This is a genomic window from Sphingomonas phyllosphaerae FA2 (assembly GCF_000427645.1).
Lineage (GTDB): Bacteria > Pseudomonadota > Alphaproteobacteria > Sphingomonadales > Sphingomonadaceae > Sphingomonas > Sphingomonas phyllosphaerae.
The window spans coordinates 2,384,982-2,401,092 of sequence record NZ_KE386571.1; the positions used below are offsets into that span (position 1 = coordinate 2,384,982).

Annotated in this window: 14 protein-coding genes; 3 read left to right on the plus strand and 11 right to left on the minus strand. The window is 68.4% G+C overall.

Features of this window, described 5'->3' with window-relative positions:
- From hfq to SPHPH_RS0111585, 11 genes are all read right to left on the minus strand, one after another.
- Window positions 1–510: an RNA chaperone Hfq gene (gene hfq, locus SPHPH_RS0111535; RefSeq protein ID WP_028966829.1), complete on the minus strand. Its 510-nt coding sequence runs from the start codon at window positions 508–510 to the stop codon at window positions 1–3.
- A 352-nt stretch (window positions 511–862) separates the two neighbouring features.
- Window positions 863–2,233: a nitrogen assimilation response regulator NtrX gene (ntrX, locus tag SPHPH_RS0111540; RefSeq protein WP_028966830.1), complete on the minus strand. Its 1,371-nt coding sequence runs from the start codon at window positions 2,231–2,233 to the stop codon at window positions 863–865.
- 5 nt (window positions 2,234–2,238) lie between these two features.
- Entirely contained in the window at window positions 2,239–4,476 is a 2,238-nt protein-coding gene (locus tag SPHPH_RS19590; protein ID WP_051272980.1) for a sensor histidine kinase, read from the minus strand.
- A gap of 173 nt (window positions 4,477–4,649) precedes the next feature.
- Entirely contained in the window at window positions 4,650–6,056 is a 1,407-nt protein-coding gene (gene ntrC, locus SPHPH_RS0111550) for a nitrogen regulation protein NR(I) (RefSeq protein ID WP_028966831.1), read from the minus strand.
- Window positions 6,053–7,114, minus strand: a complete 1,062-nt coding sequence (locus SPHPH_RS0111555; RefSeq protein WP_051272981.1) for a two-component system sensor histidine kinase NtrB — start codon at window positions 7,112–7,114, stop codon at window positions 6,053–6,055. The genes ntrC and SPHPH_RS0111555 overlap by 4 nt, the downstream gene beginning before the upstream one ends.
- Window positions 7,114–8,106, minus strand: coding sequence for a tRNA dihydrouridine synthase DusB (gene dusB, locus SPHPH_RS0111560; protein WP_037488494.1), 993 nt, complete (start codon window positions 8,104–8,106; stop codon window positions 7,114–7,116). The genes SPHPH_RS0111555 and dusB overlap by 1 nt, the downstream gene beginning before the upstream one ends.
- 141 nt (window positions 8,107–8,247) lie before the next feature.
- Window positions 8,248–9,015 (minus strand): CPBP family intramembrane glutamic endopeptidase, encoded by a 768-nt coding sequence (locus SPHPH_RS20500; protein WP_051272982.1) that lies wholly within the window; start codon window positions 9,013–9,015, stop codon window positions 8,248–8,250.
- Window positions 9,012–9,977, minus strand: a complete 966-nt coding sequence (glpX, locus tag SPHPH_RS0111570) for a class II fructose-bisphosphatase (protein WP_028966834.1) — start codon at window positions 9,975–9,977, stop codon at window positions 9,012–9,014. Before glpX ends, SPHPH_RS20500 begins: the two co-directional genes overlap by 4 nt.
- A gap of 90 nt (window positions 9,978–10,067) precedes the next feature.
- On the minus strand, window positions 10,068–11,489 hold the full coding sequence (locus SPHPH_RS0111575) for a carbohydrate porin (RefSeq protein WP_028966835.1): 1,422 nt from the start codon (window positions 11,487–11,489) through the stop codon (window positions 10,068–10,070).
- Window positions 11,490–11,618: 129 nt separating this feature from the next.
- Window positions 11,619–12,446: a 2,3,4,5-tetrahydropyridine-2,6-dicarboxylate N-succinyltransferase gene (gene dapD, locus SPHPH_RS0111580; RefSeq protein WP_028966836.1), complete on the minus strand. Its 828-nt coding sequence runs from the start codon at window positions 12,444–12,446 to the stop codon at window positions 11,619–11,621.
- Window positions 12,443–13,108 carry a pyrimidine 5'-nucleotidase gene (locus SPHPH_RS0111585; protein ID WP_028966837.1) on the minus strand — a complete coding sequence of 222 codons (666 nt, stop codon included), beginning with the start codon at window positions 13,106–13,108 and terminating at the stop codon, window positions 12,443–12,445. Before SPHPH_RS0111585 ends, dapD begins: the two co-directional genes overlap by 4 nt.
- Before the next feature lie 183 nt (window positions 13,109–13,291).
- Here SPHPH_RS0111585 and SPHPH_RS0111590 point away from each other — a divergent pair, with 183 nt between their 5' ends.
- The 3 genes from SPHPH_RS0111590 (at window position 13,292) to SPHPH_RS0111600 (ending at window position 16,029) form a co-directional block, all read left to right on the plus strand.
- Entirely contained in the window at window positions 13,292–14,290 is a 999-nt protein-coding gene (locus SPHPH_RS0111590; protein WP_028966838.1) for an LLM class flavin-dependent oxidoreductase, read from the plus strand.
- Between the two features lie 198 nt (window positions 14,291–14,488).
- Entirely contained in the window at window positions 14,489–14,965 is a 477-nt protein-coding gene (purE, locus tag SPHPH_RS0111595) for a 5-(carboxyamino)imidazole ribonucleotide mutase (RefSeq protein ID WP_028966839.1), read from the plus strand.
- Complete coding sequence (locus SPHPH_RS0111600) at window positions 14,962–16,029, plus strand: 5-(carboxyamino)imidazole ribonucleotide synthase (RefSeq protein WP_028966840.1); 1,068 nt, start codon at window positions 14,962–14,964, stop codon at window positions 16,027–16,029. The genes purE and SPHPH_RS0111600 overlap by 4 nt, the downstream gene beginning before the upstream one ends.
- Window positions 16,030–16,111: the final 82 nt, after the last annotated feature.

Sequence of the window (16,111 nt, forward strand, 5' to 3'; positions counted from 1 at the left end):
TCAATCCTCCCCGTCGTCGTCGGTATCGTCGTCATCCTCGCCGGTGTCGGAGAGGTTGAGCGGGCGCGACGGCTGGATGGTCGACACCGCATGCTTGTAGACGAGCTGCGCCATGCCGTCGCGCTGGAGCAACATGCAGAACAGGTCGAAGCCGGCGATCGCGCCCTGCAGCATCACGCCGTTGACGAGGAACATCGTCACCGGGTCCTCGGACTTGCGGACCGCGTTGAGGAAAATGTCCTGGAGCAGCGGCTGCTTGCGCGGATTGTCGTTCATCTGACCGACGATGCCGGCGACGTCGACCGGGCCGGCGGGCATGATCGTCGAGATCGCGTGCTTGTAGATCAGCTGCGACTGGCCATCGCGGCGCAGCAGCACCGAGAAATTGTCGAACCAGGTGACGATGCCCTGAAGCTTGACCCCCTTGACGAGGAACATGGTGACGGGCGTCTTGGACTTGCGCAGCGCGTTGAGGAACAGGTCCTGAAGCGACGTCGGCTTGTCGGCCATGAAGAGAATGTCCTTGTTCTTGGCGGGAGGTTCCCCGCGAGATGCGCCGTTGCCGGCGTCGGTGGCGTCGCACCGAAATACGACAGGCGTAAGTTAGGGTTCCGGTCGGCCAACGTCCAGATGCGGGCGGGCGCGGGGCGGAAGTTTGCGAAGGTGGCGCTAATTGGGGGTGGCGCGCAATTCTGGCGGCGGGCGGTGCGCGGCGGGCGCGTCGATCGTAGCGGATGTTGGAGGGTGTAGGACAGCCACCACTTCGTCATTCCCGCGCAGGCGGGAATCCAGAACCTCTGACGCTGGTGGCTCAAGCACGACCTGCGCGTCTGGATTCCCGCCTGCGCGGGAATGACGGGGTTTAGTCGTCCCGGGTCTCGGTGATGCCGAGCAGCTTGAGCTTCCGATGGAGCGCCGAGCGTTCCATGCCGATGAAGCTGGCGGTGCGTGAGATGTTGCCAGAGAAGCGGCGGATCTGGACGCGGAGGTACTCGCGCTCGAACGTTTCGCGTGCTTCACGCAACGGTGCGCCCATGATCGCGCTGGCGCCGGTGCCGGCGTCCTGCGTGCCGAGCACCTCGGCGGGGAGCAGGTCGAGGTCGATCCGCCCGATCCGGTCACCGGGCGCGAGGATGATCGTCCGCTCGACGACGTTGCGCAGCTCGCGGACGTTGCCTGGCCATTCGTAGGATTGCAGCGCGACCAACGCGTCGGTGGCGATCTCGGGCGGCGGCACGCGGCGATCGGCGGCGTAATGCGCGGCGAAATGCTCGACCAGCGCCGGGATGTCCTCGCGGCGCTCGGCGAGCGGCGGGATCGTGACGGGGACGACGTTGAGCCGGTAATAAAGGTCCTCGCGGAACCGGCCTTCGGCGATCTCGACGCTCAGGTCGCGCGCGGTGGCGGAGACGACGCGGACGTCGACCTTGACGACGCGCGTCCCGCCCATCCGCGTGAAGCTCTGGTCGGTCAGCACGCGCAGGATGCGCGCCTGCGTCGCGGGCGGCATGTCGGCGATCTCGTCGAGGAACAACGTCCCGCCATGCGCCTGTTCGAGCAGCCCGGTGCGGACGAGGTCGCCGCCCTCCTCGACCCCGAACAATTCCTCCTCGATCCGCTCGGGGTTCATCCCCGCAGTGCTCGCGATCACGAAATTGGCGTGCGCGCGTTGGCTCCAACCGTGGAGCAGCCGCGCGGCGACTTCCTTGCCAACGCCGGCCGGGCCCATGATGAGCACGCGGCTGCCGGTCGCGGCGACGCGCTTGAGGGTCGCACGGACGGCGTTGATCGCGGTCGAGCTGCCGGTCAGATCGGTGCCGCGCCCGGTCGCGGCGCGCAGCGACTTGACCTCGGCGCGCAGCCGCTCGGTTTCGGTCGCGCGCTCGACCATCAGCAGCAACCGTTCGGCCTGGAACGGCTTTTCGATGAAGTCGGCGGCACCTTTTCGGATCGCGGCCACCGCGGTGTCGAGCGTGCCGTGGCCCGAGATGACCAGCACCGGGATCGACGGATCGCGGCGCTTGATCTCCTCGAGCAGATCGAGCCCGTCGAGTCGCGAGCCCTGTAGCCAGACGTCGAGCAGCACGAGGCTGGGGCGGCGCGTTGCGATCGCCTCCAGCGCGGCGTCGCTATCGCCGGCCATGCGCGTGTCATAGCCTTCGTCCTCGAGCACGCCGGCCACGAGTTCGCGGATGTCGAGTTCGTCGTCGACGACGAGGATGTCGATCGCCATAAGGCTCAGATCCGATTTCTGGTCAACGCCGCGATCGTACGATCGTCGTCGTGGGAAGGAAGATGCTCGTCGCTGGCCAAAGCGGCAAGCGGGGCGGTGTCGAAGGACAGGGTCACGATCGTCCCGCCGCCGGGGCGGTCCGCGAAGCTGATCGTTCCGAAATGCTCCTCGACGATCTTTTTGACGATCGCGAGGCCCAGCCCGGTGCCGCGCGCACGGGTGGTCATATAGGGCTCGACGATCCGATCGCGTTCCAGCGGCAGCCCGACCCCGGTATCGGCGACCGCGATCGTCACGCGGCCGTCACCCTCGGCAAGCGTCATCGTGATGCTCGCCTCGCTCGCGTCGGCTTCCTCGACTGCCTCGACCGCGTTCTTGACGATATTGGTCAGCGCCTGTCCGAGCTGCCGGCGGTCGCAGACCAGCGACGGCGCGGGATCGGCGTGGTCGAGCACGAAGCGGATGCCTGGGTGCGCGACTTCGTGGAGGAACATCGTCTGGCGCGCGATATCGACCAGCGACTCGTCGCGGAACACCGGCTTGGGCATCCGCGCGAACGACGAGAATTCGTCGACCATCCGGCGAAGGTCACCGACCTGTCGTACGATCGTGTCCGTAAGGCGCGCGAAGGTGGTGTCGGCCGGGTCGATCTTGCCGCCATAGCGACGCTGGAGCCGTTCGGCGGCAAGCTGGATCGGGGTGAGCGGGTTCTTGATCTCGTGCGCGATACGGCGCGCGACGTCCGCCCAAGCGGCGCGGCGCTGATCCGTAAGTTGCTGCGTGATGTCGTCGAAGGTGATGATCGGGCCGCTGCCGTCGCGCGCGATCCGCGCCGCGAAGGTGCGCATCTCGCCCGCCACGTTGAGCTGCACCGCCGCCTCGCGCCCCGGCTGATCGAGCAACGCGTCGAGTTCGGGAGCGACATCGAACAGCTTGCGCCCGACCGGCGGCTCGGCGAGCCCCATCAGCGTCTGCGCCGAGCTGTTGATGAGTCGGATCGTGCGGTCGCGCGCGTCGATCGAGATCACGCCCGCCGACACGCCCGACATCACCGCCTCGATCAGCGCGCGGCGGCTGTCGAGCTGTGCGTTGGCGGTGACGAGCGCGGTGTTCTGCGCGACCAGCCGCGCGGTCATGCTGTTGAAGGCGTTGGACAGCGTGCCGATTTCGTCGCGTTCCAGCGTCTCGGGCACGCGTGCCGACAGATCGCCGCCCTCCACCCGGCGGGCGGCGTCGACCAGCTCGCCGACCGGGCGGACGAGCCGATCGGCGACGGTCAGCGCGATCCACACCGCCACCCCGACGATCAGCAGCGAGACGATCAGCAGCGCGGCGTTGAATTGCAGTTGCAGCGAACGCGCGCGGGCGATCAGCTGGCGGTAATTCGCCAGTGCGGCCTCGGCCCGCGCGGTCTGGGTGGTCATCTCCTTTGGATCGGTAACTCGCGCGGCGTAGAGGTACAGATCGTCGCTGCCCGGGATTTGCGTAAAGACCTGAATACGATCGCCCGTGATGATCGTCGCATTCTGTCGCTGACGCAGCTTTGCGATCGCGGCCTTCGTCACAAAGCGCGAAAAGTCGACATCATACGGGTTTACCACCGCGAGCGTCCGTACCTCACCCTGCGGCGTCAGGACGAACAACGCGCCTTCCGACAGGCTGCGATAATAGACCTGCCGACCGAACGTCGACCGGAACGACAGCGTGTCGATCGGCACTTCCTGCAGCGTCACCGACAGATCCGACGCCATCGTGAACGTCGCCTCCTGCCAGCGCTGGACAATCTGTTCGTAGGAGGTGCGGGTAAGCGAGGCCGCATTCTCGAACATCCCGCGCGAACGGTCGGAATACCAGAATTGCACGCCATATTGGAACAGCAGCGAGGCGAAGATCGTCACGAGCAGCGCCGGGATGGCGGCGACCAGCGAGAACAGCAGCACGAGGCGGACGTGGAGCCGACCGCCCGCGCCGATCGACGATCGTTCCGCGCGGCGCAGCGCGACGCGGCGACCGAACAGCATCATCAGTGCGATGCCGCCGACGAGATTGGCAACCAGCAGCGAGGCGACCAATGGCGGCTGGATCAGCCGCGCCGGATCGCCCTCGCCACGCAACGCGAAATAGCTGACGAGCGCGACCGCCACCGCGGCGGCAAGCACCATCAGCTCGATCGCCGGTGTCACACCGAACCGGCGCAGCGCGCCGGGCGGGGAAGCGGAGGAGGATGTCACTCCTGCGAACATTTCCCCCTCGCTACAGCATCAGTGTTGCATGGAAAACACATAATTGCCGATGAGTGATGCAGATCAGGGAGGGATGGACGGTCGACACCGGACCGTGGTCTGGAACACCTGTCCGTCATTGCTTCGCTACGTTCGCAATGACGGGTGACTATCGCGTTAGGGAAGGTCCAACCTCAAACGTCGATGCCTAACATATCCAGCCGCTTGCGAAGCGTGTTGCGGTTGAGGCCGATCGCACGGGCGGCGCGGAGCTGGTTGCCGCCGTGGCGCGCGAGCATCGCCTCGATCAGCGGGCGTTCGACCTCGCCGATGATCCGCGCGTAGAGCGAGCCGTCGTCGAGCGCGCGGGGTTCCTGTCGTGCCAGCCGCTCGATCATCGCGCGCACCGCGGCCTCGATCCCCGGGTCGGGGGCGGCCTCGACCGGCGCACAGCCGCCGATCGTCGCGTTCAGCTCCGCCGCGCCGATCCGGTCGTCACGCGACAGCGCCGCGAGCCGGCGCATCAGATTCTCCAGCTCGCGGACGTTGCCGGGCCAGTCGTGCGCCTCCAGCACCGCAACCGCGTCCTGGTCGAGCGTCTTGCGCGGCAGCCCCTCCGCCGCGGCGCGGTCGAGGAAATGGCGGGCCAGCTCCGCGACATCGCCACGGCGTTCGCGCAAGGGGGGCAGCGCGATCGGGACGACGTTCAGGCGGTAGTAGAGGTCTTCGCGGAACTGCCCGCTTGCCACCGCCTGTTGCAGATCGCGGTTGGTGGCGGCGACGATACGGACGTCGGCGCGGATCGTGCGCGCGCCGCCGACCGTCGTGAACTCGCCCGATTGCAGCACGCGCAGCAGCCGGGTCTGCGCCTCGATCGGCATGTCGCCGATCTCGTCGAGGAACAGGGTGCCGCCCGCCGCCTGCTCGAAGCGCCCGGCGTTGCGCTGCGCCGCGCCGGTGAACGCGCCGCGTTCGTGACCGAACAATTCCGCCTCGATCAGCTCGCGCGGGATCGCGGCCATGTTGATCGGCACGAACGGCGCGGACGCCCGCGCGCCGAGATCGTGGATCGCGCGCGCGACCAGTTCCTTGCCGGTGCCCGACTCGCCCGACACCAGCACGGTGAGGTCGTTCGAGACGACGCGCGCGATCACGCGGTACACGTCCTGCATCGCCGGCGAGCGGCCGATCAGCGGCAGCGAGGGGTCGTCGTCGCTCGCCTGCGTCTCGCCGCTGCGCCCGCCGCGCGCCAGCGCCGCGGCGACGGTGCGGGTCAGCGTGTCGAGGTCGAACGGCTTGGGAAGGTAGTCGTACGCGCCGGCCTCGGTGGCGCGGACTGCGGTGGTCAGCGTGTTGCGCGCCGACAGCACGATCACCGGCAGATCGGGGCGCGCCGCCAGCACCTGCGCGACATGGTCGATGCCGTCGCCATCGGGGAGCACGACGTCGCTGAGCAGCACGTCGGGCGGATGGCTCGCCAATTCGCGCCCCAGCTCGGCGAGCGTGGCGGCGGTGCGCACCTCATGCCCGGCGCGGCGCAGCGCGTGCGCGACGACGGTGCGGATCGCGTCGTCGTCGTCGACCAGCAGGACGCGGGTCATGCGCTGGCTCGCGGAAGGAGGATGCGGAAGACGGTCTGGTGCGGGGTGCCTTCTCGCGAATATTGGACGATGCCACCCATGTCGCGGACCAGTTTGTCGACCAGCGCGAGCCCGAGCCCTTTGCCCTCCGGCCGGCCCGAGACGAACGGGTCGAAGAGATGGTCGGCGATGTCGGCGGGCGCGCCCGGTCCGCTGTCGATCACGCAGATCTCGATCGGCAACGGGGTACGGCCGCGCCCTTTCCCTGCCGCGACCGTCACGCCGTGGCGATAGGCGGTGGCGAGCGTGATGCGGCGTTCGCCGCGCTCGCCCAGCGCGGCGGCGGCGTTCTTGAGCAGGTTGAGGATCACCTGCAGCAGCGAATCGCTATTGCCCATCGCGGGTGGCAGTGACGGATCGTAGCGTTCCTCGATCGCCACGCCGCGCGCGAAGCCGGCCAGCGCGACCCCGCGCGCGTGCGCGAGCAGCGGATAGATGTTCATCGGCGACACCTCGCGCGGGCGGGTGTCGGTGAAATCCTCCATATGGTCGATCAGCGCGGTGATGCGGTCGACCTCGGCGATCATCAATTGCGTCAGCTCCGCGGTGTCGACGCCATCGGCGATCAGCTGCGCCGCGCCGCGGATGCTCGACAGCGGGTTCTTGATCTCGTGCGCGAGCATCGCCGCCGCGCCGACCGCCGAGCGCGCCGCCGCCGCGCGGTCGGTCGACACGCCGAGCCGCCGCGACGCGCCGGCGTGGTGGAGCGTGATCGTGCGCCAGCCGGGATGATCGACCACCGCCGCCTCGATCAGATCGACGCGCAGCCGCACCCCGCGCATCGTCTCGACATCGGCGTCGAAGATCGCGAAGGCGTGCGCGTCGCGCCGCGCCTCGGCATCGGGGAAGGACAGGATCGCGGCCAGCGGCTGCCCGAGCATCGCGCGCTCGGACAGGTTGAGCAGCGTCTCGCACTCGGCATTGACGCGCGCGATCCGGTCCGCGGCGTCGACCACCAGCACTGCGACCGGCAGCGCGGCGAGCAGTTCCGCCGCCCCCGGGCCGCGCGTCTCGAGCATCACGCCGCTTCGCTCAGCCGATAGGGGGCGTAGAAGTCGGCGAGCATCGCCTTGACGCGATCGGCGTCGGGCTCCTGATTGACGCGGTTGCGGAACTCCGCCGAGCCATTCAGCCCCTTGGTGTACCAGCCGATGTGCTTGCGGGCCATGTTGACGCCGGTGAAGGTGCCGTAATGCTCCAGCATTGCGTCATAATGTTCGGCGATGACGCGGTATTGCTCGTCGAGCGACGGGTCGGGCAGCCGCTCGCCGGTGCGCAGCCAGTGCATGACCTGCGCGAGCAGCCACGGACGGCCATAGGCGCCGCGTCCTATCATGATGCCGTCGGCGCCCGACTGTTCCAGCGCCGCGGTCGCGTCCTCGACCGAGCAGATGTCGCCATTGGCGATCACCGGGATCGACACCGCGTCCTTGACCGAGCGGATGAAGCGCCAGTCGGCGTTGCCCTTGTACATCTGGTTGCGGGTGCGGCCGTGGACGGTGACCATCCTGACGCCGAGATCCTCGGCGATCCGCGCGAGTTCGGGGGCGTTGAGGCTGTCGTGGCACCAGCCCATCCGCATCTTGAGCGTCACCGGCGCGTCGACCGCCGCGACGATCGCCTCGATCAACTGCGTCGCGAGCTTCAGGTCGCGCATCAGCGCCGAGCCGGCATCGCCGTTGGTCACCTTGCGGACCGGGCAGCCCATGTTGATGTCGATGATCGCCGCGCCCTTGTCGCGCGCCAGCTTCGCGGCCTCGGCCATCTCATAGGGGGTGCAGCCGACGAGCTGCATCGACACCGGCTCCTCGGAGAGATGCCACGCCGCCTTCTGGATCGACTGGCGCGTCTCGCGGATCGCGGCCTGGCTGGCGATCATCTCGGTGACGTTGAGCCCCGAGCCGTAGCGGCGAACGAGCGTGCGGAACGGCTGGTCGGTCACGCCGGTCATCGGCGCGAGGACGACGGGCTCGTCGATGCGGACGTCGCCGATCTGAATGGGTCGGAGCATAGGGGTTCGGAAGCTGCCTGAAAAATGGGCAGATAGGGGATTCGGGCGATTCGGGCAATGCCGGTCGGGATTCCGTCATCCCGGACTTGATCCGGGATCCCGCTTCTTATGTCGGCCATCAAGAAGAAGCGGGGCCCCGGATCAAGTCCGGGGCGACGAAGGAGTGTCGTTGGTGGTCGATGGTAAACCGGTCGGTGATCCGAAAAGCCGCACCTTGCCCGCCAGCACCGGGCGCAGGACCAACCCGTTGAAATCGATCGCGGCGTGGACCAGCATCGCCGCCCACAGCCGCTCCGACACCAGATAGACCAGCGTCAGCAACACGCCCGCGATCAGCGTGCCGATCACGCCGCGCCAGCCCTGATAGGTATGGGCATAGCCGAAGGCGGCGGTCGCGCCTGCGAACCCGAGCAGCGCCGATCCGCTCGCGCCGGCGATCAGCAACGGCAGCAGCAGGCGGAAGAACAATTCCTCGGTCACCCCCGCCTCGACCGCGAGGAGCACACCCCAGCCGAGTTCGGCGCGCCGCATCGGCGTGACCGCACGCAGATCGCCGAGCGTCATGCGCCGCCCGCGGCGTTCGAGCAGCGCCGCGATCACCACCCCGGCGGCGGCACCGAACGCCAGCGGCTGCCAGCCCGGTTGTCCGACCCACGCGACCGCCAGCGCGCGCGCCGGCTCCAGTTCCGCCGGAAAGCTCCAGACCGCGTCGACGCGCCCGAGCAGCGCCAGCAACAGCAAGGCGACGCCGCCGAAATGCACCAGCGAGCGGAACGCCAGCCGCGCAAACCAGCGATGCCGCACCGCGCCCGGCGCGACCGCGGGCGGGCGCGGCCAATAGCCGAGGCGCCCGCCGTGCAGCAGCAGCCCGAGGCTGGCCAGCGCAACCGCCAGCGCGGCGACCGTCACTGGTCGAGGCGGTGCTCGCCCTTCACCCAGCGTACCGTGCCCGACGAGGCACGCATCACGACGCTTTCGGTGGTCATCTTGCCGCCGAGGCGGCGCACGCCTTCGAGCAGCGAGCCATCGGTGACGCCGGTCGCCGCGAAGATGCAGTCGCCCTTCGCCAGATCCTTGAGATCATACTGGCGGTCGAGATCCTCGATCCCCCATTTGCGCGCGCGGCCGCGCTCGTCGTCGTTGCGGAACAGCAGCCGGCCCTTGAACTGCCCACCGACGCAGCGCAGCGCCGCGCAGGCCAGCACGCCCTCCGGCGCGCCGCCCGACCCCATGTAAACGTCGATCGTCGTGTCGGGATCGCTGGTCGCGATCACGCCCGCGACATCGCCGTCGCCGATCAGCACCACGCCACAGCCGATCCCGCGCAGTTCGGCGATCAGCGCCTCGTGCCGCGGGCGATCGAGGACGCAGGCGATAATGTCCTTCGGCGCGACGCCCTTGGCCGCCGCGATCGCCTCGATATTCTCGGTTGGCGTGCGATCGAGGTCGATGACCCCGGCGGGCAGCCCCGGGCCGACCGCCAGCTTGTCCATATAGACGTCGGGTGCGTTGAGCAGGCCGCCCTTTTCGGCGATCGCCAGCACCGCGAGGCTGTTCGGCCCCGACTTGGCGCAGATCGTCGTGCCCTCCAGCGGATCGAGCGCGATGTCGATCGCCGGTCCTTGTCCGCTGCCGACCTTCTCGCCGATGAACAGCATCGGCGCCTCGTCGCGCTCGCCCTCGCCGATCACCACCGTGCCGTCGATGTCGAGCTCGTTGAGCGCCGCGCGCATCGCTTCGACCGCGGCGGCGTCGGCGGCCTTTTCGTCACCGCGGCCGGTCAGCGTCGAGGCGGCGATCGCAGCGGCTTCGGTGACGCGCACCATCTCCAGCACGAGCACACGGTCGAGAACCTTGCTGGCAGTCGGCATGGGAAGTCCTTCTTCTCTGATCGCACCGGGATAGGCGCGCCACATGACGGTGTCGAGGCATTTTGTTTTACATGTTATACAACAAGGCGATCAGAGCGTCAGCGCCGCTTTCAGCCCGACGACGCCGACATCTGGCGCATCGCGCACGCCGCCGGGCTGATGCACCCATTGCACGTTCGGGCGCAGTTCCAGCCAGTCGATCGGGTGCAGGCTGTAATAGACCTCGGCGGCATATTCGGCGTCGCGCACCGGGGTGCCCGGCACCAGTTCGTCGGCGCGGGCGGCGCGGCCGTTGACGTTGGTGCGCGCCACCGCGACGCCCAGCACGTCGCCGGGGAGTGCCGGCACCAGCCCCTTGTAGAACAGCCCTGCCGACACCTGATTGTCGGTGACGCTGGTCTTGCGGTCGGTCTGCGTCACGTTGAGAAAGATGCCGAGCCCGGTCAGCGACTTGCCGTCTTTCGACGTGCCGGTGAGCTGTTGCTGCATCGTGAAGTAGACGCCGTAGCGGCTCGACCGGCGCAGCGGATCGGTGCCGGTCAGCACCTGCGGTCGCCGATTGCGGTCGAGCAGCACGTCGTCGCCATCGGCGGTCGCAATCCAGCCGCCGACCTTGTACGACCCGACCTTGCCGTCGTCGCCGCCGCGGCTGACGCCGGTCTCGACCGGGATCAGCACGCCGGTCGCGCCGTGGAAGTGACCGACGAAAAAGTCTTTCTCGAGATTCCGCGGGTTGATCTCATACACCGCGCCCTGCACGTAGCGGTCGTCGTCGAGCGCGACGCGCACCCGCGCGCCCCATTGGCTGACCGGCCAATTATACCAGTAATCGCCGGCCAGATTGCCCGGCTGCGCGCCGCAGAAGCTGAGGTTCATGAAGTGGCAGGAGAAGGCCGCGAAATCCTCGCCGGGGTTTGTGCGGCCAAGCTTCACCTCGGTCCGGGTTCCGATCTTCTGCTCCCACCACAATTGCGTGAGGCGAACCGTCTGCCCGCGGCCGTAGATTTCCTGCGCCTGTTGCAGCGTGTTGAGCCCGGCATCGGTAGTCAGGTCGTAACCGCGCCGCCACGTCACCGTCGCCTGCACCGCGCCGCCGGTGATCCCGGCCAGCTTCTCCATGTCGAGCAACGCGCCGACGTCGAACTGCCCGGTTTCGCGGAACAGCTTCCGATCGCCGCCGCTGAAATTATACCCGCTTTCCGACGCATAACGCGCGGTCAGCCCGATCCCGCGCCGGCCGAGCCGCGTGCGAATCTCCTGCCAGTCGCCGATCAATCCCGGCGGCGGCGAACTCTGCGTGTCGCCGACCAGCGACGAAGGCGAGGTGTCGCGCGGGCGGCGCGCGGCCGGCGTGCGCGGCTGGCGCTGCGTATCGCCAGAGCGGGTCGCCGCACTTGCGCCCGGCTTCGGCGCGTTGGGATCGTCGGGCGGCGAGGCGCCGATGTCGACCTGCTGCGCGTGCGCCGCACCCGCCACCAGCAAGGCGGCGGCGGCGAAAAGCCCCTTCTTCATGAACCCCGGCGACCTTCTTTGCTTATCGTTACGTCGCGGCAACGAAGAAGCTGGGAAAAGGTTCGCGTGGCTTTTCGGCTCCCGTCATTGCGAGCGTAGCGAAGCAATGACGGGAGGATGCGGTTTTTATTAGTCCCGCAGCAGGTCGTTGATGCTGGTCTTGCTGCGCGTCTGTGCATCGACGCGCTTGACGATCACCGCGCAATAGAGCGCCGGCTTGCCGTCTCCGCCGCCGATCGAGCCGGGCACGACCACCGCATAGGGCGGCACTTCGCCGCGGAACGTCTCGCCGGTTGCGCGGTCGATGATCTTGGTCGAGGCGCCAAGATACACGCCCATCGACAGCACCGCGCCCTCACCGACGCGCACGCCCTCCGCCACTTCGGCGCGCGCGCCGATGAACGCGCCGTCGCCGATAATGACCGGATCGGCCTGCAGCGGCTCGAGCACCCCGCCGATCCCGACCCCGCCCGACAGATGGACGTTCTTGCCGATCTGCGCGCAGCTGCCGACCGTCGCCCAGGTGTCGACCATCGTGCCCTCGCCGACATAGGCGCCGATGTTGACGAAGCTGGGCATCAGGATCGCGCCCTTGCCGACGAACGCGCCGCGCCGCACCACGCTGCCGGGCACCGCGCGGAAGCCGGCGGTGCGGAACTCGGCCTCGCTCCAGCCCGAGAATTTGCTCGGCACCTTGTCGAACCAATGGCCCGCGCCGGGGCCATTATCGATCAGCGCGTTGTCGTTGAGGCGGAAGCTGAGCAGCACCGCTTTCTTGAGCCACTGATTGACGCGCCAACCGCCTTCACCGTCCGGTTCCGCCACACGCGCCTGCCCGGCGTCGAGGAGCGCCAGCGCGCGATCGACCGCGACGCGCACATCGCCCCCGGTGGTCAGCCCCAGCTCGGCGCGGTTCTCCCACGCGGCGTCGATCGTGGCGGAAAGCTCGGCGGTCATTGGTCCTCCAAAACAGACTGAACCCACACGGTGACGTCGGTCACGCGGTGGTCGACATAGGATCGGTCGGCGTCGTGGTCCTGCTCGGACCCGTTGTCCACCCAGACGGTGGTCATCCCGATCGCCTTGGCGGGTTTGAGGTTGCGCGCCATGTCCTCGACGAACAGGGCGCGGGTCGGATCGATGTCGAACGCGGCGCACAGCCCGGCATAGGCCGCGGCGGCGGGTTTCGGGGTCAGGTCCATCGCGACGATGTCGTGGACCGCCTCGAAACTCTGCCCCAGGCCCAGCCGGTCCAGCACCTTGAGCGCATACGGGCGGTCGCCGTTGGTGAAGACCAGCTTGCGCCCCGGTAGCTGCGCCAGCGCGGCGGCGAGCGGGGCGTTCTCTTCCAGCGCGTCCATCTCGATGTCGTGGACATAGGCGAGGAAGGCATGCGGATCGACGTCGTGATCGGCCATCAGCCCGGCGAGCGTGGTGCCGTGGCCGAGGAAATATTCCTTCTGGATGCGGCGCGCCTCGATCGCGTCGACGTTCAGGAAGTCGGCGATGAACGCGGTCATCCGCCGGTCGATGTGCGCGAACAGGTCGGCACGCGCCGGGTAGAGCGTGTTGTCGAGGTCAAAGATCCACGTATCGACGTGCGCGAAGGCCGGGTGCATGGCGCGGCGCTTTAGTGGGTTTGGCGGCGGGCGTCATCCCCGGCTCGTCCTCGTCATTCCCGCGCAGGTCCTCGTCATTCCCGCGTAGGCGGGAATGACGCAAGGGAGGGGCAAACCCCTGCTATCCTGCCGCCAACCGTAACTCCGCTGGCAGTCTTGCACCGCTCTCCCCACTTAATTGACATGACCCGTTATTCCCTTCTCGACCTCGTTCCCGTCACCGAAGGCGGCTCGGTCGCACAGTCGCTCGCCAATGCCGCGGATCTGGCCGCCCATGCCGAGCAACTCGGCTTCAATCGCTATTGGGTGGCCGAGCACCACGGCATGACCGGGATCGCCTCCGCCGCCACCGCAGTGGTGATCGCGCACGTCGGGCAGGCGACCAGCCGCATCCGCATCGGCGCGGGGGGGATCATGTTGCCCAATTCCGCGCCGCTCCAGATCGCGGAGCAGTTCGGCACGCTCGACGCGTTGTTCCCCGGGCGGATCGACCTCGGACTCGGCCGCGCGCCCGGTTCGGACCAGCGCGTCGCACACGCGCTGCGTCGCAATCTTTCCAGCGACGCCAACGAATTCCCGCGCGATGTCGTGGAGTTGCAGAGCTACTTCGCCGACGACGGGCGCACCGGCATCACCGCCACTCCGGGCGCTGGCGCGAAGCCGGAGATGTGGATCCTCGGCTCCAGCCTGTTCGGCGCGCAATTGGCGGCGATGCTGGGACTGCCCTATGCCTTCGCGTCGCATTTCGCGCCCGACGCGCTCGACCCGGCGCTCGACATCTACCGGCGCGATTTCCGGCCGTCGGCGGCGCTCGCCAAGCCCTATGCGATGGCCGGGTTCAACGTCTTCGCCGCCGACACGCATGAGGAGGCCGAGCTGCTCGCCAGCTCGCAGCAGCAGCAGTTCGTCGCGCTGCGCACCGGCAATCCGGGGCGGATGAAGCCGCCGGTGCCGGGCTATCGCGCCTCGCTGCCGCCGCAGCACGCCGCGATCCTCGACCATGCGCTGTCGGCGAGCGCGATCGGCACTCGCGACGAGGTGGCGCGCGGGATCGCGGCGTTCGTCGCACGCACCGGGGTCGACGAGCTGATGCTGACCAGCGCGGTCTACGACCATCAGGCGCGCCGCCACTCGATCGCGCTGGCGGCGGAGGCGATGCGGGAATTGCCGCTGGCGGCGTGACCTCAGCACCGCAACAAACGCCGTCGCCCCTGCGCAGGCGGGGGACTATGGCTGTAAGGTCCGTCCCGTCGGCCTGACACATGTACCACTTGCCATGTGTCAGCCACTCACCCGGACAACACAGACATGGGCCCCTGCCTGCGCAGGGGCGACGGAAAGGCGGTTGCCCTGCCCGCGCCACCCCGCTAACCGCACGCGATGGCGCACGTCGGCATCATCATGGGCTCCACCTCGGACTGGGAAACGATGCGTCATGCGAGCGAGACGCTCGAGGCGCTCGGCGTCGCGCATGAGACGAAGGTCGTCTCCGCGCATCGCACCCCGCAGCGACTCTACGACTACGCGACCGGCGCGGCCGGACGCGGGCTGAAGGTCATCATCGCGGGCGCAGGCGGCGCGGCGCATCTGCCCGGCATGGCGGCGTCGATGACGCATTTGCCGGTGCTGGGCGTGCCGGTCGAATCCAAGGCGTTGAAGGGCATGGATAGCTTGCTCTCCATCGTCCAGATGCCCGGCGGCATTCCGGTCGGCACGCTGGCGATCGGCAAGGCCGGCGCGATCAACGCCGCGCTGCTCGCCGCGTCGATCCTCGCCTTGTCGGACGAGGCGCTATCGCAGCGGCTTCAGGCGTGGCGGGCTAAGCAGACCGACGGCGTCGCGGTCGATCCGGCATGACGGTGATCGCGCCCGGCAGCACGATCGGCATCCTCGGCGGCGGGCAGCTCGGTCGGATGATCGCCAGCGCGGCGGCCGATCTCGGCTATCGCACCCACGTCCTCGCCCCCGACCGCGAAAGCGTCGCGGCGCAGACCGCCTCGTCGCTGACGCGCGCCGATTATCACAACAAGGTCGTGCTCGCCGACTTCGCCGCGCAATGCGACGTCGTCACCTATGAGTTCGAGAATATCGCCGTCGGGCCGGTCGAATGGCTCGCCGAGCGCGTGCCGGTCTATCCGGGTCCGCGCAGCCTCGCGGTGGCGCAGGACCGTGTGCGCGAGAAGCAATTCGTCGAGCAGGTGGGCGGGCGCCCAGCGCGCTGGCAGGCGGTCGCGTCGCGCGAGGAGCTGGACGCGGCGATCGCGGTGATCGGCTGCCCGGCGGTGCTCAAGACGACGCGCTTCGGTTACGACGGCAAAGGGCAGACGCGTTTGCTGTCGCCCGCCGACGCCGATGCCGCGTGGGAAGCGATCGGCGGCCCGGCGATCCTCGAAGCGTTCGTTGAATTCACGCATGAATTCTCGATCGTGCTGGTGCGCGGGCGCGATGGCACCATCACCAGCTACCCGCCGCCGTGGAACGAGCATCGCGACGGCATTTTGCATCGCTCGACGCTACCCGCTCCGGCGCAGATTGCCGCGCAATGGACCGAAGCCGCCGCGCTCACCGGCCGCATCGCCGATGCGCTCGACCATGTCGGGGTGCTGACCTGCGAATATTTCGCGAGCGCCGAAGGGCCGGTGTTCAACGAGATGGCGCCGCGTGTCCACAATTCGGGGCATTGGACGATCGAGGGGGCGGCGACCTCGCAGTTTGCCAATCACGTCCGCGCGATCTGCGGCCTGCCGCTCGGGGACACCGCGCTGGTGGCACAAGGCGCGGAGATGGAGAATTTGATCGGCGCAGATTGGGAGCGCTGGCCGGAGTATGTCGCCGCGCGGGACACCTATTTGCACCTTTATGGCAAGCGCGAGACGCGCGAGGGTCGCAAGATGGGACATGTCACGCGGCTGACGCGCTGACTGCGACCGTCATCCCGGACTTCATCCGGGATCCCGCTTCGTTACGCGAGCGCCGATGAAGAAGCGGGGCCCCGGATCAAGT

Bases quoted from the DNA above. Each gene is read 5' to 3' on its own strand.
- hfq (WP_028966829.1), bottom strand. From the start codon at position 510: ATGGCCGACAAGCCGACGTCGCTTCAGGACCTGTTCCTCAACGCGCTG.
- ntrX (WP_028966830.1), bottom strand. From the start codon at position 2,233: ATGGCGATCGACATCCTCGTCGTCGACGACGAACTCGACATCCGCGAA.
- SPHPH_RS19590 (WP_051272980.1), bottom strand. From the start codon at position 4,476: ATGTTCGCAGGAGTGACATCCTCCTCCGCTTCCCCGCCCGGCGCGCTG.
- ntrC (WP_028966831.1), bottom strand. From the start codon at position 6,056: ATGACCCGCGTCCTGCTGGTCGACGACGACGACGCGATCCGCACCGTC.
- SPHPH_RS0111555 (WP_051272981.1), bottom strand. From the start codon at position 7,114: ATGCTCGAGACGCGCGGCCCGGGGGCGGCGGAACTGCTCGCCGCGCTG.
- dusB (WP_037488494.1), bottom strand. From the start codon at position 8,106: ATGCTCCGACCCATTCAGATCGGCGACGTCCGCATCGACGAGCCCGTC.
- glpX (WP_028966834.1), bottom strand. From the start codon at position 9,977: ATGCCGACTGCCAGCAAGGTTCTCGACCGTGTGCTCGTGCTGGAGATG.
- SPHPH_RS0111575 (WP_028966835.1), bottom strand. From the start codon at position 11,489: ATGAAGAAGGGGCTTTTCGCCGCCGCCGCCTTGCTGGTGGCGGGTGCG.
- dapD (WP_028966836.1), bottom strand. From the start codon at position 12,446: ATGACCGCCGAGCTTTCCGCCACGATCGACGCCGCGTGGGAGAACCGC.
- SPHPH_RS0111585 (WP_028966837.1), bottom strand. From the start codon at position 13,108: ATGCACCCGGCCTTCGCGCACGTCGATACGTGGATCTTTGACCTCGAC.
- SPHPH_RS0111590 (WP_028966838.1), top strand. From the start codon at position 13,292: ATGACCCGTTATTCCCTTCTCGACCTCGTTCCCGTCACCGAAGGCGGC.
- purE (WP_028966839.1), top strand. From the start codon at position 14,489: ATGGCGCACGTCGGCATCATCATGGGCTCCACCTCGGACTGGGAAACG.
- SPHPH_RS0111600 (WP_028966840.1), top strand. From the start codon at position 14,962: ATGACGGTGATCGCGCCCGGCAGCACGATCGGCATCCTCGGCGGCGGG.